The 22,305-nt window shown below is 67.3% G+C and carries 24 protein-coding genes; 15 read left to right on the top strand and 9 right to left on the bottom strand.

Features of this window, described 5'->3' with window-relative positions; genetic code table 11:
- Positions 1-5 precede the first annotated feature (5 nt).
- Positions 6-971 carry a Gfo/Idh/MocA family protein gene (locus B9C43_RS51035; protein ID WP_235039321.1) on the top strand — a complete coding sequence of 322 codons (966 nt, stop codon included), beginning with the start codon at positions 6-8 and terminating at the stop codon, positions 969-971.
- Here B9C43_RS51035 and B9C43_RS51040 read toward each other — a convergent pair.
- The 3 genes from B9C43_RS51040 to B9C43_RS51050 form a co-directional block, all read right to left on the bottom strand.
- The gene (locus B9C43_RS51040; RefSeq protein ID WP_084434530.1) at positions 958-2,199 is read right to left on the bottom strand and encodes an Nramp family divalent metal transporter; all 1,242 of its coding nucleotides are present in this window, start codon (positions 2,197-2,199) and stop codon (positions 958-960) included. The genes B9C43_RS51035 and B9C43_RS51040 overlap by 14 nt on opposite strands.
- A 74-nt stretch (positions 2,200-2,273) precedes the next feature.
- Positions 2,274-3,236 carry a R2-like ligand-binding oxidase gene (locus tag B9C43_RS51045; RefSeq protein WP_033390352.1) on the bottom strand — a complete coding sequence of 321 codons (963 nt, stop codon included), beginning with the start codon at positions 3,234-3,236 and terminating at the stop codon, positions 2,274-2,276.
- Between the two features lie 28 nt (positions 3,237-3,264).
- On the bottom strand, positions 3,265-3,855 hold the full coding sequence (locus B9C43_RS51050) for a TetR/AcrR family transcriptional regulator (protein WP_143447192.1): 591 nt from the start codon (positions 3,853-3,855) through the stop codon (positions 3,265-3,267).
- An 83-nt stretch (positions 3,856-3,938) separates the two neighbouring features.
- Here B9C43_RS51050 and B9C43_RS51055 point away from each other — a divergent pair, with 83 nt between their 5' ends.
- Positions 3,939-4,550 carry an HAD family hydrolase gene (locus B9C43_RS51055; RefSeq protein WP_235039322.1) on the top strand — a complete coding sequence of 204 codons (612 nt, stop codon included), beginning with the start codon at positions 3,939-3,941 and terminating at the stop codon, positions 4,548-4,550.
- Here the strand turns inward: B9C43_RS51055 and B9C43_RS51060 are convergent.
- A complete protein-coding gene (locus B9C43_RS51060) occupies positions 4,528-4,713 on the bottom strand; it encodes a hypothetical protein (protein ID WP_033390350.1) in 186 nt (61 codons plus the stop codon). The genes B9C43_RS51055 and B9C43_RS51060 overlap by 23 nt on opposite strands.
- Positions 4,714-4,858: 145 nt before the next feature.
- On the opposite strand from B9C43_RS51060, the gene B9C43_RS51065 reads away from it, so the two are divergent.
- A complete protein-coding gene (locus B9C43_RS51065) occupies positions 4,859-5,245 on the top strand; it encodes a cold-shock protein (RefSeq protein ID WP_033390349.1) in 387 nt (128 codons plus the stop codon).
- Between the two features lie 48 nt (positions 5,246-5,293).
- Here the strand turns inward: B9C43_RS51065 and B9C43_RS51070 are convergent, their stop codons facing one another.
- Genes B9C43_RS51070 through B9C43_RS51080 form a run of 3 tightly spaced genes read right to left on the bottom strand, consistent with a single transcriptional unit; the run spans position 5,294 to position 8,332 of the window.
- Positions 5,294-5,749: a DUF2771 family protein gene (locus B9C43_RS51070; RefSeq protein ID WP_084434490.1), complete on the bottom strand. Its 456-nt coding sequence runs from the start codon at positions 5,747-5,749 to the stop codon at positions 5,294-5,296.
- A 9-nt stretch (positions 5,750-5,758) separates the two neighbouring features.
- Positions 5,759-7,504, bottom strand: a complete 1,746-nt coding sequence (locus B9C43_RS51075) for an MFS transporter (RefSeq protein WP_200826083.1) — start codon at positions 7,502-7,504, stop codon at positions 5,759-5,761.
- A gap of 45 nt (positions 7,505-7,549) precedes the next feature.
- A complete protein-coding gene (locus B9C43_RS51080) occupies positions 7,550-8,332 on the bottom strand; it encodes a glutaminyl-peptide cyclotransferase (RefSeq protein WP_143447199.1) in 783 nt (260 codons plus the stop codon).
- A gap of 43 nt (positions 8,333-8,375) precedes the next feature.
- Here B9C43_RS51080 and B9C43_RS51085 point away from each other — a divergent pair, with 43 nt between their 5' ends.
- From B9C43_RS51085 to B9C43_RS51105, 8 genes are all read left to right on the top strand, one after another.
- On the top strand, positions 8,376-9,125 hold the full coding sequence (locus tag B9C43_RS51085; protein WP_033390348.1) for a DUF3027 domain-containing protein: 750 nt from the start codon (positions 8,376-8,378) through the stop codon (positions 9,123-9,125).
- 26 nt (positions 9,126-9,151) lie between these two features.
- Positions 9,152-12,001 carry a sacsin N-terminal ATP-binding-like domain-containing protein gene (locus B9C43_RS51090; RefSeq protein ID WP_084434533.1) on the top strand — a complete coding sequence of 950 codons (2,850 nt, stop codon included), beginning with the start codon at positions 9,152-9,154 and terminating at the stop codon, positions 11,999-12,001.
- Positions 12,002-12,093: 92 nt separating this feature from the next.
- A complete protein-coding gene (locus B9C43_RS51095) occupies positions 12,094-12,519 on the top strand; it encodes a lanthionine synthetase LanC family protein (protein ID WP_084434493.1) in 426 nt (141 codons plus the stop codon).
- Positions 12,520-12,596: 77 nt separating this feature from the next.
- On the top strand, positions 12,597-12,764 hold the full coding sequence (locus B9C43_RS57235; protein WP_160097327.1) for a hypothetical protein: 168 nt from the start codon (positions 12,597-12,599) through the stop codon (positions 12,762-12,764).
- An 11-nt stretch (positions 12,765-12,775) separates the two neighbouring features.
- Positions 12,776-12,934 (top strand): hypothetical protein, encoded by a 159-nt coding sequence (locus B9C43_RS57240; protein WP_160097329.1) that lies wholly within the window; start codon positions 12,776-12,778, stop codon positions 12,932-12,934.
- Between the two features lie 50 nt (positions 12,935-12,984).
- Entirely contained in the window at positions 12,985-13,158 is a 174-nt protein-coding gene (locus tag B9C43_RS57245) for a hypothetical protein (RefSeq protein WP_160097331.1), read from the top strand.
- Positions 13,159-13,249: 91 nt separating this feature from the next.
- Positions 13,250-14,752, top strand: a complete 1,503-nt coding sequence (locus B9C43_RS51100; RefSeq protein ID WP_143447193.1) for a lantibiotic dehydratase — start codon at positions 13,250-13,252, stop codon at positions 14,750-14,752.
- The gene (locus B9C43_RS51105) at positions 14,749-16,623 is read left to right on the top strand and encodes an ABC transporter ATP-binding protein (RefSeq protein WP_084434495.1); all 1,875 of its coding nucleotides are present in this window, start codon (positions 14,749-14,751) and stop codon (positions 16,621-16,623) included. Before B9C43_RS51100 ends, B9C43_RS51105 begins: the two co-directional genes overlap by 4 nt.
- Positions 16,624-16,788: 165 nt before the next feature.
- Here B9C43_RS51105 and B9C43_RS51110 read toward each other — a convergent pair whose 3' ends face one another.
- The gene (locus tag B9C43_RS51110; protein ID WP_084434496.1) at positions 16,789-17,067 is read right to left on the bottom strand and encodes a DUF2530 domain-containing protein; all 279 of its coding nucleotides are present in this window, start codon (positions 17,065-17,067) and stop codon (positions 16,789-16,791) included.
- 18 nt (positions 17,068-17,085) lie between these two features.
- On the opposite strand from B9C43_RS51110, the gene B9C43_RS51115 reads away from it, so the two are divergent.
- The 4 genes from B9C43_RS51115 to B9C43_RS51130 are packed head-to-tail and all read left to right on the top strand — an operon-like array spanning position 17,086 to position 21,367.
- Entirely contained in the window at positions 17,086-18,546 is a 1,461-nt protein-coding gene (locus tag B9C43_RS51115; RefSeq protein ID WP_084434534.1) for an NCS2 family permease, read from the top strand.
- A 50-nt stretch (positions 18,547-18,596) separates the two neighbouring features.
- Positions 18,597-19,028: a MarR family winged helix-turn-helix transcriptional regulator gene (locus tag B9C43_RS51120; protein ID WP_033390339.1), complete on the top strand. Its 432-nt coding sequence runs from the start codon at positions 18,597-18,599 to the stop codon at positions 19,026-19,028.
- A 7-nt stretch (positions 19,029-19,035) separates the two neighbouring features.
- Positions 19,036-20,400, top strand: coding sequence for an MFS transporter (locus B9C43_RS51125; protein ID WP_084434535.1), 1,365 nt, complete (start codon positions 19,036-19,038; stop codon positions 20,398-20,400).
- Entirely contained in the window at positions 20,357-21,367 is a 1,011-nt protein-coding gene (locus B9C43_RS51130) for a hypothetical protein (RefSeq protein ID WP_084434497.1), read from the top strand. Before B9C43_RS51125 ends, B9C43_RS51130 begins: the two co-directional genes overlap by 44 nt.
- A 254-nt stretch (positions 21,368-21,621) precedes the next feature.
- Here B9C43_RS51130 and B9C43_RS51135 read toward each other — a convergent pair whose 3' ends face one another.
- Complete coding sequence (locus B9C43_RS51135) at positions 21,622-22,251, bottom strand: superoxide dismutase (protein ID WP_033390337.1); 630 nt, start codon at positions 22,249-22,251, stop codon at positions 21,622-21,624.
- Positions 22,252-22,305: the final 54 nt, after the last annotated feature.

Here is a 22,305-nt window from a genome sequence, read left to right on the forward strand (position 1 = left end):
AATGAGTGACCAAATGGGGAGTGGTGGCCACCGGCCGGATCGCCGATCTGGTGACCTCGGACATGGCCTTGGTGCCGGACGCCGAAGTCCTCGCGGTTTCCTCGCGCAGTACGCCGAAAGCGGAGCAGTTCGCCACCAGGCACGGCATCCCGAGGTTCTACGGTGATTACCACGACCTGGTCGCCGACCCGGATGTCGAGGTCGTCTACGTCGCGACCCCGCACAGCAGCCACTACATCGTGGCCCGCAACGCCTTGCTGGCAGGCAAAGCCGTGCTGTGCGAGAAACCCATCACGGTCAGCCTCAAGGACGCCGAACGACTCGCCGACCTGGCCCGCAAACAGGACGTCTTCCTGATGGAGGCGATGTGGACCCGGTTCAACCCGTTGATCAAGCTGGTCAGGGAAATGGTCGCGGACGGCGTGATCGGCGCGGTCCGGAGTGTTCACGCGGATCTCGGCACGCTCTTCGCGCACGATCCCGCGCACCGGCTCTGGGATCCGGCCGCGGGTGGCGGATCCCTGCTTGATCTGGGCGTCTATCCGGTGTCGTTCACGCACATGCTCCTCGGCGAGCCGAGAAGTATTGCCACGCATGGAACTTTGATCGACGGTGTGGACGCCGAAGCCGCGCTTTTGCTGCGCTACGCCAACGGCTCGTTCGCGCAGTTGTCGTCGTCGCTGGTCGGGCACTACCCGATGACCGCGACCGTGGTCGGCACGGCCGGCCGGATCGAAATCCCGCCACCGTTCTACCGGCCGACCGAGTTCACCGTGATCCGGCCGGGCCAGCCGGACGAGACGCACTCGATGCAGATCGACGGACACGGCTACCAGTACCAGATCGCCGAGGTGACCAAGCTCGTCCAGGCAGGCCGCACCGAGAGCCCGGACATGCCGCTCGAGGAAACCCTCGCGGTCATGCGGACTCTCGACGAGGCACTCGACCAGCTCGGCGTCAGCTACCCGTGACGGTCAGCCAGATCAACGCCAGGTTCAGCGCGATCACCAGCGCGGCGATCACCCACGCCAGCCCGGTGGTGACCTTGTGGTTGACGTTGTCGCCCATCAACGTGCGCGAAGAAGTCAGCCGTACCAACGGGATCAGCGCGAACGGGATTCCGAACGACAGCACCACCTGCGAGATCACCAGCGCCCACGACGGATCGACGTTGAACGCCAGCAACACGACCGCGGGCACCAGCGTGAGCAACCGCCGGAGCAGCAACGGGATCCGGCGCCGCAGCAACCCGCCCATCACGACCGCACCGGCGTAACACCCGACTGAGGTCGACGCCAGGCCGGACGCCAGAAGCCCGATGGCGAACAGCAGCGCGACACCGAACCCGAGGTGTTGCCCGATGGCTGCGTGCACACCGGAAAGCGTGTCCACGCCGTCGATTCCGGACAATGCGCTCGCCGCGAGCAACAGCATCGCCAGGTTCACGGCACCCGCGAAAACCATTGCCAGGCCGACGTCGTAACGGGTCGCGTTGAGCAGACGGCCGAGCTCAGGCCCGGTCTGCAGCCCGTGCCGGTCGCGCGCCAGCGCCGAGTGCAGGTACACCGCGTGCGGCATCACTGTCGCACCAAGCATTCCGGCCGCGAGCAGCACGCTCTCCGACCCGGCGAACTGCGGCAGCAACCCGCCGACGACACCGGAACCGGACGGCGGCGACACGACAAGCCCGGCCGCGAAGCCGATCGCGATGATCAGCAGAAGTCCGGTGATCACCCGTTCGAAGGGCCGCTGGCCCGCCCGGTCCTGCACCAGCAGCAGACCGGTGGACACCACACCGGTGATCAGCCCACCGACCAGCAGCGGCAAGTCGAACAAGAGGTTCAACGCGATCGCGCCGCCGAGCACCTCGGCGAGATCGGTCGCCATGGCCACGACCTCGGCCTGCGCCCAGTAGCCGAGCCGGGTCGGTGTGGACAGCCGGTCGCGGACCGCCTCGGGCAGCGACAGCCCGGTGACCAGGCCGAGTTTGGCCGACAGGAACTGCACGAGACCGGCCATCACGTTGGCGGCCACGACAACCCAGACCAGCAGGTAGCCGAACTGGGCCCCGGCCGCTGTGTTGGTGGCGACGTTGCCGGGGTCCACATAGGCGATGGCGGCGACGAAGGCGGGGCCGAGTAACGCGGCACCGGATCTGAATCGGACGATCCGGGGTTTGATGGCACTGGCTAGCGACAACGGACCTCCCACGACGAACCGGGTGCAAGGCTACTGCAAATGACTTGCAATAGGAGGCCGCGGCGATCGACGTCTCAGCCACCTATTCGCGCGAAGACCTTCGCGTCCTCCTCGCCGAACTGGTCCTCCAGCACCTCGGGTGAGTAGTCCAGGTCGATCTGCGCGACCGGCGTGCCACGGGCCGACGAGATGGCACCGAGGCGGCGCTGGGCGCGGTCACCAGCGTATTCGACATATTCTTTTGGATCCGATTCAAAAGGCCGGGGTTCTTCGAACTGGTTGCCGACCCACTCGATCATGTTCAGCGCGATCGGCAGCAGCTCGCCCATCCGCTGGATGACGGCGTCGAACAGCGAGTCGTCCGCGGCGACGTGCCTGCGGCAGGTGAACGTGCCCCACGCCATGTGCCTGCGCTCGTCGTCACCGATCCGCCGGACCAGCTCCTGCATGCCCGGCAGGATGCCGCGGCCCTTGCAGATCTTCTGCCACGCGTAGTAGCCGGTGAGGGCGAGCGTGCCCTCGATCACGTGGTTGTACGTCACCGAGGCGCGGATCTGGTTGAGCGGACTGGGATCGGTCTCGAGCACGGCGAGCGAGCCGGGCAGCTCCTCGTAGAAAAGCTTGCGGTAGTAAGGGTTTTCCGCGACGAACGGGTGCAGGTCATCGGTCAGCCCGACCGCGTCCATCCACCGCCGGAACACCTCGGTGTGTTTGGCTTCCTCGAAGCAGAACTGGGTGAGGTACATCTCGTCGGAGATCCGGCCCTCCGCGGCCATCGCCTTCATGAACGGCTGGATGTCCTCGGTCACCGCCTCTTCGCCCGCGATGAACTGCGCGCACAGGTACGTCGCCGACCGCCGTTCCTCGTCGTTGAGCGACTCCCAGTCGGCCCGGTCGGCGCTGAAGTCGATGTCGGCGGGGTTCCAGAACTTCGCGTTGCCCTTGACGAAAAGCCTGAGCGGGAACGAGTCCCAGTTGAGCCCGCCCTTGCGCAAGGACGCGAACCCGGTGCGAAGCTCGGCTGTCGTATCGGTCATGACTGGCTCCTTTGCCAACTGACTCTGCTCAAGAATGGGCTTCGATCGCGGGCAGGATCACCGCGCACACCGCGTCGGCGGCCTCGCAAGGCGTGCCGCCGGGCAACATCATGTGGCTGACCGAAAGCCGCACGATGGTCTCGGCGATCACCGCGGCGGCTTCCGGTGGCAGCGCCGGGACCCGCTCGGTCAGATTGCCGACGGTCTGTTCGATGGCTGGCCGGAAAACCGGCTCGGCCCGGGTGGTCAACAACGGCAACAGATCCTCCGACTGCGCGCCACCGAGAACGGAGGCGACAAGCCGGTTTTCCCTGCCGTGCCGGACGGTGTACTCGACCACGGCGTGCAAGCCCGTGGCCAGATCGCTGGTCGCTCGCCAGCGTTCCTCACCGCCGTCGAGGAATTCCGAGACTGTCCGTAACGCGACCGCGTTCACCAATGCGGCCTTGCTGCCGAACTCGTTGTAGACGGTCTGCCTGCTGACCCCGGCGCTCGTGGCCACGTCGACCATCCGCAGACCCGCGAAACCGTGCTCGGCCAGCAGGTCAGCCGCCGCGTCCAGCAGCGTTTCGCGCAACGACATCCGCACGCGTTCGGAGAACGGTGTGATATCGGTCATCGCCCGAGTGTTGACACGACATCCGATTGTGTCAACCACTTGTACTCGATTGAGGGATTCGTAAAGTCACCTAGGGTGATGGGGTGACCGTGACCGTCGGCTTCGACCTGGACATGACCCTGATCGACCCGCGCCAAGGCATCGTCAAAGCGATCGCCGCGTTGGCCGAGGAGACCGGGCTCTCGCTGGACGGCGAGTACATCGCCGCCAACATGGGCCCGCCGCTGCGCGACATGTTCCTGTCCATCGGCATCCCCGAGGACCGGATCGACACCTCGGTCGCCCGGTTCCGGGCGACCTACCCGGAGATCGTCATCCCGACGACGGTGCCGATGCCGGGTGCCGCGGCCGCGCTCAAGGCGGTCAGGGCAGCGGGCGGGCAGACGCTGATCGTCACCGCGAAGTACCAACGCAACGCCGAACTGCACGTCGAGGCCCTCGGCTGGGAGGTTGATCACCTGATCGGCGACCTGTGGTCGGCGGGCAAGGCCGACGCGCTGAAACTGCACGGCGCAGGCGTGTACGTGGGAGATCACATCGGTGACATGAAAGGCGCGGCCGCGGCGGGCGCAGTCGCCGTCGGCGTCACCACGGGACCGTGCGACGCGGCCATGCTCACCGAGGCCGGAGCCGATGTCGTGCTGTCCAGCCTCGTCGAGTTCCCAGCCTGGTTCAACGACGCCGCACCACGCTGAGAATTCCCAGCCCCAGACCGATCGGCAGGAGCATCGCCGCGACGTACAGCCACACCGAGAGGTTGGTCTGCCCGGTGGCGTACAGCACGAAAACCGCGATGATCGCGAGCAGCCCGACGGCGAACATCGCCACCGCGGCTGGCAGAAGCTTGAATCTGGGCACGGCTGCAGACTATGCGCTACGCCAGAACCCGGGTTTGGCATAGGCTAGAACGACGCGTCCTGGGCGTGCCTGGGGCGCGTTAGTCGTGCGGCGTGGAGGGTGGAACCGTGCGGCATGTGGAGTCGACGAGGGAACGGTGAGAGCTGTGCCGACCGGACGGGTCAAATGGTACGACTCGGAGAAGGGCTTCGGGTTCGTCACGCAGGAGGGCGGGGAGGACGTGTACGTCCGTGCATCCGCGCTGCCGCCTGGCGTGACGGGACTCAAGGCGGGACAACGCATTGAGTTCGGGGTGGCGGACGGCCGCCGTGGCCCGCAGGCGCTTTCGGTGCGGCTGATCGATCCGATGCCCTCGGTCGCCGAGGCGCGCCGCCGCCCGGCCGAGGAGTTGCACGGCCTCGTCGAGGACATGATCAAGCTGCTGGAAGCCAAGGTGCAGCCGGACCTGCGGCGTGGTCGCTACCCGGATCGCAAGGCCACCAAGCGAATCGCCGAAGTCGTCCGCGCCGTCGCGCGGGAGCTCGATCCGTAGACACACGTGTTCGTGCTGCCCCCAAAGCCACTTTGGGGGCGTACGGACTCATGAGGAGACGGTCAGCGCCCAGCTCGCGTCGATGCCGAAGTAGAGCTGCCTGTTCTCGTCGGAGCCCATTTCGCCGATGCGCTGGACTTCGACGTGCATCAGCTGATCGCCCGCGGTCGGGGTGCGCAGCGTGTACGCGTACGTCTCGCCTGCGCGGAAAAGGGATGAGCGCGCCTTCTGCACGCTGCCGTCCGCGGCGCGGTACCGGAACACGACCAGCCACGGCGCGTCCGCGATCTGCTTGGGCACGGAGATGCTCAGCGGCTGCCCGCCTGGCACGGCCAACGCTCCCGTCGGCCTGCACTCCTCAAGCGTCGCGTCGCACGCCGGAGACGGCCCGATGTTGACCGTTTCCCCGTCAGCGAAGAACGTGACCTCGGGGTCGTGTGGCGCGGCGCAGCCCGCGAGCAGCAGTCCGCCCGCCACCAGCGAGGCGATTCCAAATCGGCGCACGGCGTGAGACTACGTGGGCTCGGTACCCGCCCGGCGCGCCGGGGTGGCCCGCCGGACCACGTTGAGCAGGGAATTCCCCTTGGTCGCCAGGATCGTCTGTACCATCCCGAGCCCCAGGATCAGCGAGATCACCAGGAACCCGACCCAGAACGTGGTCGGCAGCAACACACCAAGCGCGCCACCGAACACCCAGCCAAGCTGCAGCACGGTTTCCGACCGGCCGAACGCGGACGCCCGTGACTCTTCCGGCAGGTCGTGCTGGATCACCGCGTCCAGGCTGTTCTTCGCCAGCGCGGCGGCCGTCGCCGCGATCAGGCTGACGATCGCCATCGTGCCGATGCCCGGCAGGATCGTGGCGACCACAGTGGCTGTGACACACGCGATCACGCAGCCGAGCACCATCTGATCAGGCCGGGTGACCAGCAACCGGGAGCCGATGGCGTTGCCGCCGAAGCTGCCGATACCGGCCGCGGCCGCGATGATGCCGAGCAACAACAGCTGCTGGAAGGCTTGGCCTTCGGTCTCCGCGCGGATCGCGAACGCCGAGAACATCATCAGGAAGCCGGTCAGCACTTTGACGGTTCCGTTGGCCCACAACGAGATCACCACGTGCTGGCCCATCGGCTGACGTTTCGGTCTTGTCGGCGTGGCCGACAGCGTCGCCGGGACTTCGCCTTCGGTGACCTCGACCCACGCCGGGATCCGCATGCCCTGCACGGCGCCGACGACACAGATCAAGGCGGTGAACCACAACGCGCCCTCTGAGTCGAACATCTGCGTCAGCCCAGCGGCGATACCGCCGAACACCATCCCGGCCGCCAAGCCGAAAACCGTCAGCCGGGCGTTGGTTTTGGACAGCGTGATCTCGGGCGGCAGGACTCTCGGCGTGACCGCCGCCTTGAGCACCGTGAACGATTTGGACAGCACCATCTTGCCGAGCGCGGCCGGATACAGCAGCCACGAGTCGAAGTTGGTCGCCATCACGATGCACATCAGCGCCTGGCCCGCGGAGGCTACGCACATCGCCAGCCTGCGGCCGCGCTGGATCTTGTCCAGTGCCGGACCGATCACGGGCGCGACCAACGCGAACGGAGCCACGGTGATCAGCAGGTACAGCGCGATCTTGCCTTTGCTGCTGTCCGCGCTCGCGGCCGCGAAGAAGAGTGTGTTCGCCAACGCGACGGCCATTGCCGCGTCGCTGGCGTAGTTCAGCATCGTCGCGTACGTCAGCGACGTGAGGCCGGACTTGTCGGCGCCGTCAGCGTTCGCAGCTCGCTTGAACGCGCCAACCGCTTGCTGAGTCAGCTGCTTGCTGCGCAACGCCGCCACACGCGTGACGGTCAGCTTCTTCGGCGCCTGCGGAAGGCCACCACGCGGCAAGGTCGCGGCTTCCGAACCGTGCTGCGCCTCAGGCTGCGGGGGCGGCTGCTGCTGCCGGGGCGGCTGAGGAGGCCCCTCGTCGTAGTAGTCGTACGGGCCCGTGTGGCCGGTCCTGGGCGCCGGATAGCCGTCCGGACCATATCGCCCCGACGGTGGAGGCAGCGGCTGCTCACGACGGATCGGGGTGGTCTGGCGGTGCTCCTCAGGAAGCGGAGGAGGGGGCGGAGGCGGCGGCTGCCGCCGCGCGGGCGGTGGTGGCTGTGGTTGTGGCTGGCTGCCGAACTGCTTGGGTTGGCGCGCGGTCCACTTACGGCCTTTGGACCGGCCCTTGGCAGGCCGATCCCCGCCTTGGTCGTCAGAGCCGGAACGAAGCACCCTTCCATCCTGCCGTAAAGCCGTTCGGCCCACACAGGGAGATAGCTACGAGGCCGTGACGAATTTCACCCGGAACATCTTCGGCCACAACTTGCCCGTGACCAGGAACTCGTCCGTTCCAGGGACAGCGGCGATCCCGTTGAGCACATCCGCACCCGCGCGTTCCGCCGGGCTCAGCAGTCCAGCGAGGTCAATGGAGGCGGTGACGGCCCCGGACGCCGGGTCGATTCGCACGACCGTGTCGGTCTGCCACACGTTCGCGTAAACCCCGTTCGCGGTGCACTCCAGCTCGTTGAGCTGGGTGACCGGGTCGTTGCCCGACCGCACCCGCACCTCACCGATCGGGTCGAAGGTGTCCGGGTCGCGGAAGGTCAGTTTGTCCGTGCCGTCGCTCATCACCAGCCGCTGCCCGTCTCGGCACAGCCCCCAGCCCTCGCCGGTGTACGGCACGCGCTTGACCTCGGCGAGCGTCTCCTTGTCGCGCTGGATCGCGACGCCGTCCTTCCAGGTCAGCTGCCAGATTGTGGACCCGGAAACGGTCACGCCCTCGCCGAACATCGGCGACGGGAGATCGACCTTCTTCTCCACCCGTGCGGTCTGCGGGTCGACCTCGCGCACGCTGGACTCGCCTTCCAGCCCAGTGCCTTCGTAAAGCCGGTCGCCGTCCAGTTCGAGGCCCTGCGTGAACGCCTTCGGGTCGTGCGGCAGCACCGCGAGCACCTCGGCCCGCATTCTCGCTGGTTGCGCCTGGCCAGCCGGTGCGGTCCCAGTGCCGCTCTCAGTGCCACATGAAGCCGCTAATACGCAGGCCGCAACAACAAGAAGCACCTTCACGCCGGAAGGGTGACACACGTGGTGCACAATCTTCGTGATGAGCACGACGCCCGTACCAGAACTCGCCCTCGCAGGCGTGGTGGAGCAAGCGCGCGCCGCCGCCCGTGAAGAAGCCGGTGACGAGGTCGGCGCGCACGTCGGCGTGCAGCCGGAAGACGAGGCCGCGGTCACGCACCTCTTCGAGGCTGACAAAGCCGGCTATCGCGGTTGGCACTGGGCCGTGACGGTGGCCAACTCCGGCCCCGGGACCAAGGTGACCGTCAGTGAGGTCGTGCTCGTGCCCGGCCCCGACGCGCTCGTGGCGCCCGCATGGGTGCCGTGGCAGCAGCGCGTGCAGGCCGGTGACCTCGGTGTCGGTGATCTGCTGCCGACCTCCCCGGATGACCCGCGGCTCGTGCCCGCGTACGTGCAGTCCGACGACGAGGCGGTCGAAGAGGTCGCACGCGAGATCGGCCTCGGCCGCGTGCGTGTGATGTCCCGCCCGGCCCGGTTGGACGCGGCGTCGCGCTGGCAGGACAGCGAGTTCGGGCCTCGCTCCGACATGGCGCGCAGCGCGCCGGAGCACTGCGGCACGTGTGGCTTCTACCTGCAGGTCGCCGGGTCCTTGCGGGCCGCGTTCGGCGTCTGCGGCAACGAGATCTCCCCGGCGGACGGGCACGTGGTGCACGTCCAGTACGGCTGCGGCGCCCACTCGGAGCTGCGGATCGACCAGGGCTCGCCGGTGCTCGTGGCCGATTTGATCTACGACGACTCACTGCTTGACGTCGAGCGGGCACCGGCGGAGTGACCGAAGATCTGCTGGCAGGATCGAGCATGAACACGGATCCGTTCGGTACCCAGCGCTTACGCGAGGCAGTGCTGGCAGCCTGGAGTGCCTCGCCAACGCGGTTCCGTGAGGACGCGAACGCCGAGGAAGACCTGCGGTTAGGTGCGTATCGCGACCGTCTGCTGGTCGAGCTCGCCCAGAACGCGGCCGACGCGGCCGGTTTCGGCGGACGACTCCGGTTGTCCATTGTGGACAATGAGCTGCGAGCGGCCAACACGGGTGCGCCCCTCGACGCGGAGGGCGTCGCGGCACTGGCTTCGCTGCGTGCGTCGGCGAAACGGGACATCCTCGGCACCGTCGGCCAGTTCGGCGTCGGCTTCTCCGCCGTGCTGTCAGTGACCGACGAGCCCGAAGTGGTGTCGACCACCGGGGCGGTCCGGTTCTCCGCGCGGCGGACCCGTGAGATCCCCGAGATCCAGGACCACGTGGCCGCCCGGTCCGGCCAGGTCCCGGTGCTCCGGATGGTCTGGCCGACTGATTCCGTCGTACCGGAAGGCTTCGACACCGAGGTACGACTTCCCCTGCGGCCGGACGTCGACCATGCCGCGCTGCTGGAGAACTTCCGTGAGCAGGCTCCGGACCTGCTGCTGGCGTTACCCGGCTTGGCGTCGATCGAGGTCGGCGGATCTGTCTGGACCAGCACCGACTCTGGCGACACGGTCGTACTGACCGGCCCCGAGGGCACTACGCGCTGGATGCTGCGTCGGGCTACGGGGAAGTTGTCCGACACGGCCGGGCTCGGCATGGAGACCAGCACCGAGTGGATGGTCTGCTGGGCCGTCCCGGTGACGGAATCCGGTGTGCCGCAACCGTTGACCGAGGACGTGCTGCACGCCCCGACACCCACCGACGAGCGGCTTTCCTTGCCCGCGCGGCTGCTCGCCAGCCTGCCGATCGAGGCATCCCGCCGGCACGTGATGTCCTCGCCCGCCGTGCAGGAGGTGCTGGCGGAAGCGGCGAAGCTGTATCCCTCATTGGTCTTCGGCGTCCCGGCCATGCACCGCACGGCTCTTGTGCCGGTTCCCGGCTTCCCTCGGTCCGATGTGGACGCTCAGCTGCGTGACCTGCTGATCGCCGAGTTGCGCACGCAGGCTTGGCTGCCGGGGGTCACCGAGTCGTTGAAGCCCGCGTCCGCCCGGGTGCTTGAGATCCCTTCGGACGCCTTGGCTGATCTGCTCTCTGACGTCGTGCCGAATCTCGCGGCAGCGCAGCTCGCGGCTCCTGAGCACGCACACGCGTTGGCGGCGCTGGAGATCTCGCGGCTGCGGATCCCCGAGATCGTCGCGGCCCTGACCGGTATCGACCAGGAACCGTCGTGGTGGCGGCAGGTCTACGCGGCCATCGCGCCGTTCGCGGAGAACGACAGCGCGATCCGGGACAACCTCAGCGGTCTTCCCGTGCCGCTGGTGGACGGCCGCACACTGCCCGGCCCGCGCGGCACATTGCTCGCCGACGAGCCGGAGTTCTTGTCCGACTTGGATGTTCCGGGGCTGCGCCTGGTCCACCCGGCAGCCGCGCATCCTTTGCTGGAACGCCTCGGCGCCCGGCACGCGGGTGCTGCCGAGCTGCTGGACGCTTTGCAGGAGGCCGTCGAGCGGAGTGTCGCCGACGCGTCAGCGGGCCTGATCGTGTCCGGACTGGCGCATGCGGTGCTGGGCCTGGTCGGCCAGGCCGGTGGACGTCCGTGGCTGAAGTCGTTGGCGCTTCCCGATTCCGACGGTGACTGGCGGGCCGCGGACGAACTGGCGCTGCCTGGTTCGCGGTTCCTTGAGGTCCTCGATCCGGACTCGCCGTTGGGCCTGCTTGATCCCGAGTTCGCCGAGCGCTGGTCCGCGGACGTGCTGTCGGCCGTGGGAGTTCTGACCGGCTTCGCGGTGATCGTGGACGAGGAACCGATCGGCCCGGAACACGACCTCGCGGACGAGGACGAATGGTGGTCGTTCGGCACCGAGGAGCCGAAACGAGTCGTGGCCGTCCGTGACCTCGACCTGGTCGCCGACGACAAGTGGCCCGACGCGCTGCGCCTGCTCGCCCTCGAACCCGCGACATGGCAAGCGTTGCGGGAACCCGGTGGCTACACGGCCTGGTGGATCTCGCGCTACGCCCTGCTTGACGGCCGTGCACCCCGTTTCTGGCGGACAGCATCAGCGCACGACCTCGTCGGCCTGTACGACCCGCTGCCCATCGAGTTGGGTGATGAGCTCGCCGCGGCGGCCGGAGTCCGTACCCACCTGGAGATCAAGGACGCCTCGGACGCCGAGGACCTGCTGGAACGCCTCGGCGACCCGGCCAGGTCCGTTTCGCACGGCGTTTCCTTGCGTGCCCACGCGGCTTTGGCCGGATCCGTCGATGTCTCCTTGCTCGACGCCCCGGAACGTGTGCGGGTCCTGTCCGGCGAGGCCGTCGATGCGGAGGACTGCGTTGTCCTTGACGCCCCTTGGCTGCTGGCCGTGCTACCGCCGAACCGCGTTGTCGCCGCCCTCGACGACGATGCCGCCGAGCCTCTGGCAGAGCTTCTGGACTTGCCGTTGGCCTCGGAGTCCGCTGGTGATGTCACCGGCGGTGAGCTCGTCCCATGGGCCGAGTTGGGTGCCGTGGTCGTCGCCGCTGAGCTGCTGGGCTTCGAGCTGCCGCTCGAAGGCGTGATCGTCCACGACCAGCTGACCGCCAACGGCCAGCGCGTGCACTGGTGGGTCGACCGGCAGAACCGCGTGCACTGCGAGGACACGCCGGACGGCCTGGCCCGCGCGCTGGCGTGGGCCTCGGACCACTGGATCGACCGGCACGTCATCCACGCCATCCTCGAAGACCCCGATCCCCGCACTGTCCTGGCGTAGCCCGGGAAAGGTTCCCGGCTGACCCGGGAACAGCTCCGGGGTCGGCGGGCACGGTTTCGCGGCACTCTCTCCATGTCGAGAGGGGGCTGGGGTTGCCGAGTGATCCACTGTCGGTCGCCGTCGAAGTGGCGACCCGGCTGCGGGACGCCGCGGATGACGTTGACGCGAATTGCGGCATCGCGATGCTGTTCGACGAGCTGGACCGGATCCAGCCTGGCCGTGGCTGGGCACTCGCGGCGAAGGACAAGCTCGCCAGTGCCGTCCGGGTGATCGAGCAGACCGGCAACCGCAGTCCTCGGCTGTACAACGGCATCGGCACGTTGGGGCTGGCGGCGTGGCGCCTGTCGCGTGATGGCAAGCGCTATCAGCAGGTGCTTGCCGAGGTCGATCGTTGGGTCGTCGACCGTGCTTCGGCCGATGGGCGCGCGTTGGCGGAGCGGCCGTGTTCCGGCGGCCGTCCGAGGAACGGTACATCGACCACTCGCCGGGCCTGTGCCACGGAATCGCCGGGCTGCTGATGATCACGCTGCGATTCGTCCGCGCCACCGGACAGTTCAAGGCTGACGCCGACGCGCTCACACGGTAACTCGTGACGATGTACGACCCAGCACGCCGCTATGGCTACGAATTCCTGGGCGACGACGGCACTTGCATCGAAGACCGGCCGGAATTCCTCGACGGCGCGGCAGGAGTGGCGCTCGCGCTGCTCGCCGCGACAACTGAGCAGGACCCGGCGTGGGACCGGATGTTGTTGTTGTCCTGAAAGGAGAAGCAATGCCCATACGGGATGAGTTCGACCTGGACGTGCGACTCGGCGAACCGATCGAACTCGGAATCATGCGCGGCACACCGCCGACCACAGAACAGTGCCCCGATTCGCACGCGGTGACGTGCGGCGGCCCCTGCTGCGATCGCAGCTTCAGCTGCCTCTAGGTGTCCCACCGGCAACTAGGCCCTAGTTGTCTTGAACGGTAAGGAGAAACATGACCGCTTCGGTGATCGACGATTTCGACCTCGACATCAGGTTCGGCGAGCCGATCGTGCCGCAGACCTCGCCCATGGCGGGCAAGACGTCGGACTTCGAGTCATGCGAGACCGAATCGCACTGTGGCACTTGCGGTTCGACGTGTACCACGACGACGTCCAGAAACTGCTGATGACCGGGTACCGGCCGCTGGACTGGCTGATGGTGCGGGCGCCACTGCTGCCCGTCGAGCGCTGTCTCGGCCAGCACCACTTGATCACCGGGTGCGCAGGGCGCTCGCCGTCGGCGCAGGCGACTTGTGGCGTGCGGTCGAACGGCAGCAGCCCAGCGACCGGGCGCTGCCCTCCCTTGATCTCTCGGTGTTCGTGCTCGCGTTGTCACCGGAAGCGGTCGACGCGGGCGATTTCCAGATGATGGTCGGCCCGAACTTCGGCGCCTCCGCGGCGGGCCGGGTACTCGGCCGGTTCGGTGACCTGCTCGGTGAACAGGCGCGAACCGCATTGCGATCCGTGGCCGACGCCGAGGCCGTCGTGCGACCCGGGCGGGTGTGGGCCGAGGTGAACTACCTGCCTCGCAAGGGCCGGTTGGGCAACGTCGCGACCAGGGCGCTGGTTCGTGATCACGAGCTGGTCCTCAATACGACGCCTGGTGGCGAGCGGATCATCCGGGCCGCGGATCTGCTGGTCGGCGTCCGGGACAACCGGTTCGTCCTGCGCTGGTCGGTCACCGGGCACGAGGTCGTGCCGTGTTCCGGGCACATGCTCAACCCGCGTTCCGGATCACCGGTGATCCAGTTCCTCGACGACGTCAGCAGGGACGGCTACGCCATGCCCAGCTCGTTCGACTGGGGACCGGCCGCCAACTTCCCGTTCCTGCCACGGGTTCAGGCCGGCCGGATCATTCTGACGCCGGCAAGGTGGCTGCTGCGCGCCGAGGAATTCACCCAGCAATGGCGGGAACGCTGGCAAGTGCCACGACACGTCTACCTCTCCACCGCCGACAACCGGTTGCTGCTGGACCTGGCCGACCCCGATCAGCTGAAGCAGTTGCCGGACAAGGGGTTGATGGTGCTGCAGGAGGCATTGCCCGCGCCGGATCAGGCGTGGCTGCCCGGCAGCGAGGGGCGTTACGTCAGCGAATTCGTGGTTCCGCTCATTCGTGAAGAAATCGGGCCTGAGCCGGAACCCGCGCGGCAAATCCCGTCAGGCAGGCGGATGCGGCCACCTGGCAGCGACTGGCTGTTCGCCAAGCTGTACCACCTGCCGACGTTCGAGAACGATCTCCTCACCGGCCCGGTCAAGGACTTCTGCGATGGCAACTGGTTCTTCATGCGGTACGTCGACCCCGGCCCGCATCTGCGGATCCGGTGGACCGGCGACCCGCGGTGGCTGACCGGCGAGCTGGCGCCACGGGTGCTCCGGTGGTCGGCGGAATTGGTGGAGCGGGGCTACTGCACACGTGTGGCCCTTGACACATACGACCGGGAGCTCGAACGTTACGGTGGGCCAACGGCACTCGAGGCCGCCGAGTCGCTCTTCGCGGCCGACAGCTCGGCGGTACTCGACCTGCTGCGCCTCAACGACATCGACCGGACGCTGCTCGGGATGTACACAGTGGACGATCTGCTGGTCGGGCTTGGGCTGACCGAAGACGAACGACTCGGCAACTACCGGCTCGCAGTGGCCGACCGGCGCGCGACGGCGGACGAGTTCCGCAGCCGCCAGGTCGAACTGCGCCGCGCACCTCTGCGGCGAGGTACGGCATGAGTGCGCCGTTGGTCGGCGTCGACGAGGTCGAGCTTCCCAAGTGGACAGAGATCGACCAGCAGGTGGCCAACGCGGGCCTCTGGCACACCTTGCGCGCCCTGCCTTCCGGGGTGAGCATCGTGCTCCGCCTTGCGTGGCAGGCGTCGAAGCGGCTCACACTGCTGTCGGCCATCCTGTCGGTGGCCGCCGGTTGTGCCACGGCGTTCGGCCTCATCGCCACCGCGGACGTACTGACGACTCTGCTGGCACAAGGCCCCACTCCGACGCAGGTTGTGGCTTCTCTGCCGTCGGTTGCCCTTGTCGTGGCGTCGTTTTCACTGCGGGCGTTGCTTGATTCGGCGAGCACAGCGGCATTGGCGTTGCTGCGGCCACACGTTGAGCAGACCGCACAGGAAACCGTGCACGCTGCGGTCTCGCAGGTCGAACTGATCGCCTTCGAGGACAGCGACTACGCGGACTTGCTGCGGCAGTGCATGACAGCGGGCGTACGCAGCATCGAGTCGAGTATCAAGGCGATCTCCGGCATCGGGGGTTCGCTGGTGTACCTCATCGCGTCGGTGGTCTCGGCGGGTGTGTTGCATCCTTTGCTCGCACCGGTCGTGCTCATCGCCGTCATCCCGAACATGTGGGCGTACGCGCGTGCCGCCAAACTGGCCTACGTTTCCTATCTGGCAATGCTTTCCCGGTCCCGGCGGCTCAGCATCGCGAGCGAGCTGCTCACCGCTCGGGAAACCGCGGCCGAGATGCGCGCGGCCACGGCCCGCCTCGCGCTGCTGGAGGAATACCGGCGGATCAGCACGATGCTCACCGACGAAGCGGTCCGGGTCGAGCTCAAGCAGACCAGGGTCCGGCTGATCGGACGGATCATCGCGGGTGTCGGCACTGGCGCTGGTTACGCCGTGCTCGGCGTACTGCTGCACGCGGGTTGGCTGGCGTTGCCGCTCGCGGGCGCTGCGGTGGTGGCCATGCGAGTGGCGACGTCCGCGTTGATGACCACGATGATGGGCGTCAAGACCCTCTACGAGGACACGCTTTACGTGAAGCTGTACACGCGGTTGCTGGAAATTTCCCGGGCCCGCACCCGGTCGCCGGTCGCGGCCCAGGCACCGGCTCCGGCCGTGATCACACTGGAGGAAGCCAGTTTCAGCTATCCGGGCCAGGACGCACCGGCGCTTCGCGACGTGTCCCTGACCATCACCAAGGGCCAGGTCGTGGCGCTGGTGGGGGAGAACGGTTCAGGCAAGAGCACCCTCGCCAAACTGATCACCGGCCTGTACCAGCCGACGGGCGGCCGCGTCTGCTGGGACGGCGTCGACCTGGCGGAGTTCGACGAGGAGTCGGTGTACCAACAGATCGCGTTGGTCCTGCAGGACCCCGCCAGGTGGCCGATGACCGCGCACGACAACATCCGGATGGGCCGGATCGACCGGCGGGACGGGATGTCGGTGGCCGAAGCGGCCAGGGAGTCCGGCGCGGAAGACGTGATCGCCGAACTGCCGAACGGCTACCAGACCCTGCTGTCCCGGCTGTTCAGCTCGGGCCGGGACCTGTCCGGCGGCCAGTGGCAGCGGATCAGCGTGGCCAGGGGGATCTACCGGGACGCACCGATCCTTGTGGTGGACGAACCCACCGCCGCGATGGACGCCAAAGCGGAGCACGCCGTATTCGAGTCGCTGCGCAGGCTCGGCGGCGGCCGGACCACGATCCTGATCACCCACCGGCTGGCGAACGTCCAGCACGCAGACCAGATCGTCGTCCTCGACCAGGGCAAACTCGTCGAGCAGGGCACGCACCACGAGCTCATGGCCCTGGGCGGGACCTACGCGGGCCTGTTCACCCTGCAGGCCTCGGCCTACACCCCCCGCACATAACCCGCGTGTCCACCTTTCCGACACACCGAAACGCACATTCCAGCACCTTGAGATGCGCGTACCGGCACCACAAGTCACGCGGCTCGATGCCGCAAGGGGAATTTCATGGTGCCGCAATGGTGGACACGGGGTGCCGGAATGGTGGACACGGCGCCCATCCCCGGGCTATATCCCCTGCTGGGCCGTCTTCGATCCTTTGCGGGCGGCGGAGCGCTGCCAGGTCATGATGGCCATGCCGATGCCGCCGAGTACCACGCCGGTGAAGGCCGTCCACGCCAGGATGCTGGGGCCGGTGAAGAGGGCGACGACCAGGACACCGAACCAGACAATCTCGCCGACGACGACGATCCGGAACAGATCCACCAGCCGCGCCGGGGGCGGCGGGGGTGGCGGAAGTGACTTTCCGGTTTCGCCTGGCGATTCGGGTTCCTCTGTGGACGCCACGTGATGCAGGCTACCCGCATGGCCGACACCACCAGCCGCCGCGGCGCTCTCGACCGCTTCTTCAAGATCAGCGAGCGTGGCTCGACCACCGGACGGGAGATCCGGGGCGGGCTGGTCACGTTCGTGACAATGGCGTACATCGTCGTACTGAACCCGCTGATCATCGGCAGTTTCGCGGCAGAGGGACCGTCCGCGCACCGCGATGTCCTCGGCGACATCCTGCCGGTCAGCCAGGTCGCCGCCGTGACCGCGTTGGTCGCCGGTGTGATGACCATCCTGTTCGGGCTGATCGCGAACTACCCGTTCGCGCTGGCCACCGGGCTGGGGATCAACAGCTTCGTCGCGGTCACGCTGGCGCCGCAGATGACGTGGGCCGAGGCCATGGGCCTGGTTGTGCTGAACGGCATCGTCGTGATGGTGCTCGTGCTGACCGGCGTGCGGACAGCCGTGTTCAACGCCGTGCCGCAGCCGCTCAAGGCCGCGATCGCCGTCGGGATCGGTCTGTTCATCACGCTGATCGGCCTGGTCGACGCCGGGTTCGTACGCAGGATTCCGGACGCGGCGAACACGACGGTCCCGGTTGGCCTCGGGATCTCGGGGTCGATCGCGTCGTGGCCGACGTTCGTGTTCGTGGTCGGTCTGCTTGTCACCGGCATCCTGGTGGCCAAACGCGTCAAAGGCGCGATCCTGATCGGCGTCCTGTTCTCCACGGTCCTTGCCATAGTGCTGGAGGCGATCGTCAAGGCCGGGCCTTCACAGGGCGTGAACCCGAAGGGCTGGAACCTGGGCTACCCGGCGATGCCTGAGCAAGCGGTTGGTCTGCCGGACTTGTCGTTGCTCGGTGAGTTCTCGTTCGGCGCGTGGAGCCGGGTGCCCGCGCTCACGGTGGTCCTGCTGCTGTTCACGTTGATCCTCACCGACTTCTTCGACTCGGTCGGCACGATGACCGGTCTGGGCAAGGAAGCCGGTGTGATCGGCAAGGACGGGCAGCTGCCCGGCGTCGGCAAGGCGCTGTTCGTGGACTCGCTCGGGGCGGTCGCCGGTGGTGCCGCGTCCAGCAGCTCGAACACCGTCTACATCGAATCGGCGTCCGGTATCGCCGAAGGCGCGCGGACCGGCCTGGCCAACGTGGTCACCGGCCTGCTGTTCATCGCCGCGATGTTCCTCACACCGCTGTACCAAGTCGTGCCGGTCGAGGCGGCGGCCCCGGCTTTGGTGATCGTCGGCGTGCTGATGATGGCGCAGATCAAGGAGATCGACTTCACCGACTTCTCGATCGCGCTGCCCGCGTTCCTGACCATTGTGGTCATGCCGTTCACGTACTCGATCGCCAACGGCATCGGCGCAGGCTTCATCAGCTACGTGGTCCTGAAGGTCATTTCCGGTCGCGCCAAGAGCGTTCACCCGCTGCTCTGGGTGGTCGCGGTCGCGTTCGTCGCGTATTTCGCGGTCGGCCCGATCCAGGGCGCGATCGGGTGACGCTCCGTCACATCGTCCCGGCCGGCTAATTCATAAGGTATGCTAAGTATGTGTCTGGTTCCGCCGACGAGCACTCGCTGACCAGCCGACTCCGGCTGTCGGTGATGCGTCTCAACCGTCGGCTCCGGGCGCAACGGACAAACGCGTCAGTCACGTTGAGCCAGATCTCAGCGCTGTCGAGCCTGCACAAGTGCGGCCCGATGACGCCGGGTGAACTGGCCGCGCGCGAAGGCGTACAGCCGCCCTCGATGACGAGGGTGATCGCCGCCCTCGAGGACTTGGGCTACATCAGCAAACGAGCCCATCCCAACGACGGCAGGCAAGTGATCGTCGAGCTGACCGAGCGGGGGCTCGGTTACATCGAGGCCGACGTGGCCGCGCGCGAGGCGTGGCTGGACGCACGACTGTCCGAATTGGACGAATCCGAGCGGGAGCTGCTGTCCCGCGCGGCCGAGATCATCGACAGGATGGCGGGGCAATAAAGAGGTGCTGACCGGCGCGGGTGGGACCCGAGAGAAGAAGCCAAGCAACTTCGACTCAGACCTACCCCCACCGCCGGAGCAGCCAAAGCAAGGCACCTTCTCGTCCTTACGCATCCGCAACTACCGGCTTTTCTTCTCCGGCCAGGTCGTCAACAACGTCGGCACCTGGATGAACCGGATCGCCCAGGACTGGCTGGTCTTCACCCTGACCGGAAACAACCCGGTCGCGCTCGGTATCGCGGCGGCGCTGCAGTTCGCGCCGACGCTCTTCCTCTCGCTCTACGGCGGCGTCCTGGCCGACCGCCTGGACAAGCGCAAGCTGCTGATCGGGCTGCAGGCCGCGATGGCGGGCTGTGCGGTGATCCTCGGCGTGCTGGACGTCTCCGGATGGGTGCAGCTCTGGCAGGTCTACGTGATCTGCTTCGTGTTCGGGTGCTTCACCGCGGTGGAAACCCCGGTGCGGCAGTCGTTCACCAGCGAGATGGTCGGCATCGGCCTGGTCACCAACGCGCTCGCGCTCAACTCCTCGTCGTTCAACCTGGCCCGCGTGGTCGGCCCGGCGGTGGCCGGTCTGTTGATCATCTGGGTCGGTACCGGCATGGTGTTCCTGATCAACGCGGTCACCACGATCGCGGTGATCACCGGGTTGCTGCTGATGCGGCCGTCGGAACTGCACCGCGGGCCTGCGGTGGCCCGCGCGAAGGGCCAGCTGCGGGAAGCCTTGCGCTACGTGCGCGGCCGAGCCGACCTGGTGGCCGTGCTGAGCCTGGTGTTCTGCGTGAGCACCTTCGGGATCACGTTCTTCACCACGCTGGCGATCATGGCGGCGAACGTCTTCCACAAGGAAGCCGACGGCTACGGCCTGCTGTCGACCATGCTCGCCGTCGGCACCCTCAGCGGTGCGCTGCTCGCCGCCCGCCGCAGTGTGCGCGGCAAGCCGAAACTGCGGATGGTGTTCGGTTCGGCGCTCGTGTTCGGCGTGCTCGAAATCGGCGCCGGGCTGATGCCGACGTACCTGGCGTTCGCGATCGCCCTTGTGCCGGTCGGCGTGGTCGTCATGACGTTCATGAATACCGCGATCACGACCGTGCAGCTGTCGGTGGAGCAGGAGATGCGTGGCCGGGTGATGGGCCTGTACATGCTGCTGTTCCTCGGCGGAAACCCGATCGCCGGGCTGCTGACCGGCTGGTTGGCCGACCAGTTCGGCGGCCGGTCGACGTTCTACGTCGGTGGTGCGGTGTCGATCATCGCCGCGGTCGTGCTGGGCCTGATCCTGCGCTGGCGGGCTAGTCTGCCTGAAAGGCGATCGGCAGCGCAGGGGGAAGTTCGTGGGACTGTTCGGCAAGAAGAAGGCACAACTGCCCAGACGTGAGGTGATCTGGGGCCACTGCTACGACGACGACCTGCTCGACGCGGCGGAAGCGGAACTGCTGGAGGGCAAGCTCAACGCGGCGGTCACCGTGCTCGTGGACAGCAGGGAGAACGCGGAGGCGCGGAGCCTGCGCCTGGGCAGGCTGGGGCACCGGCTGGTCGGCAGCGCCGACGAGATCGCCGAACTGGCCGCGCAGCACCGTGACCCGGAACTGATGCTGCTGGCCGGGGACGCGTACATCGGTGAAGCGTGGGCGATCCGCGGCAGCGGCTGGGCCTCGTCGGTCGGCGAGGACCGGGCCAAGATGTTCCTCACAACGCTGGAAAAAGCCCGCGGCCCGCTGGAAGCGGCGGCGGAGATGCTGCCTGCGGACGCCACACCATGGGCGCAGATGGTCACCATGGGCATGGGCCTCGGACTGGATCGGTCCGAACAGGACGCGTTCTGGGCGGAGACGGTGAAACGCGCGCCGACGCTGTACCCAGCACATTGGACACGCCTGCAGGTGCTGGCCGAGAAGTGGTACGGCTCGCACGAGGAGATGTCCCAGTTCGCGATCACCACGGTGAACAACGCCCCGCACGGCGACCCGGTGACCGCGATGATCGTGGTGGCGTACTTCGAGGTGTTCATCCAGGCCAAAGCCCGCGCGGAGCGGGAAGTGCGAAAGCCGAACCTGCGCGCGATGGCCGAAGGCGTGTTCAAGAAGAGCTACCAGAACATCCAAGCCGCCTCCAACCGCTGGATGCAGGCCGAAAAGCCGCACCCGCGCGCGTTCGAGGCGCACAACTACTTCGCGGCGGCATGCGGCCTGGCGGGCGATGGGGACCGGGCGTTCATGCACCTGTTCGGCATGCGGGACCGGCTGATGAGCAGGCCGTGGAACCTGTTCGCGGACGAGCCGGAAGAGGAATACCAGAGCATGGTCCAGAAGTACTGGCGCGCCGACCTGACACAGGGCCTCTGAATAGATGAGAGCCCCGGCCGGCGGGCCGGGGCTCTCACTGTTCCCGAACTGACTGCCGCTCCCACCACGAAGCGGACAGGTATGAGGTTAGCCTACCCTCACTAGCTCCGCAACATCGACATGCACCGAGTGCCCCGAAAGTGGCACCGGGTGTGGCTGGAACACGTGAAGAAGCCCTCGGCCGTGCTGGCCGAGGGCTTCTTCGAGTAGGCAGCTTCGCTTGTCGGAGCATCCGCTGCCAGGCTTGAAAACGATCACGCCTGCGGCACGCGCAGGCCGTTCAGCCCGTTGCGGGCGTCGACGAAGCGCTGGTTGACGTCCTCCCAGTTGACGACATTCCACAGCGCGTTGATGTAGTCCGCCTTCACGTTGCGGTACTGCAGGTAGTACGCGTGCTCCCACACGTCGAACGCCAGCAGCGGCGTGGTGGCGATCGAGAGGTTCGCGTGGTGGTCCTTCAGCTGCTGGGTCAGCAGCCGCTGGCCGATCGGGTCCCAGGACAGGATGCCCCAGCCCGAGCCCTGGATCGTCGTGGCGGCCGCGTTGAGCTGGGCACGCAGCTTGTCGAACGAGCCGAAGAACTCGTCGATCGCCGCGGCCAGCTCACCCGTCGGCTTGTCGCCGCCGTTCGGGCTGAGGTTCTTCCACCACACCTGGTGCAGCGAGTGGCCGGCGAGGTTGAACGCCAGCGTGGTCTCCAGGCCGACGATCGAGCCGAACTCGCCCTTGTCGCGGGCTTCGTCGATCTTCTCCAGCGTGTCGTTGGCGCCCTTGACGTACGCGGCGTGGTGCTTGCCGTGGTGCAGCTCGTTGATCTCGCCGATGATCGCCGGCTCGAGGTCGCCGTAGTCGTAGTCCAGGTCCGGCAGGACGTACGGGGCCATCGGCCCTCCTTACAGGTAGGCGTTGCAAGTATCTGCTACTTGCAACCTACTCGC

Origin of the sequence: Kibdelosporangium aridum (assembly GCF_900176515.1) — a bacterium.
Classification (GTDB): Bacteria; Actinomycetota; Actinomycetes; order Mycobacteriales; family Pseudonocardiaceae; genus Kibdelosporangium; species Kibdelosporangium aridum.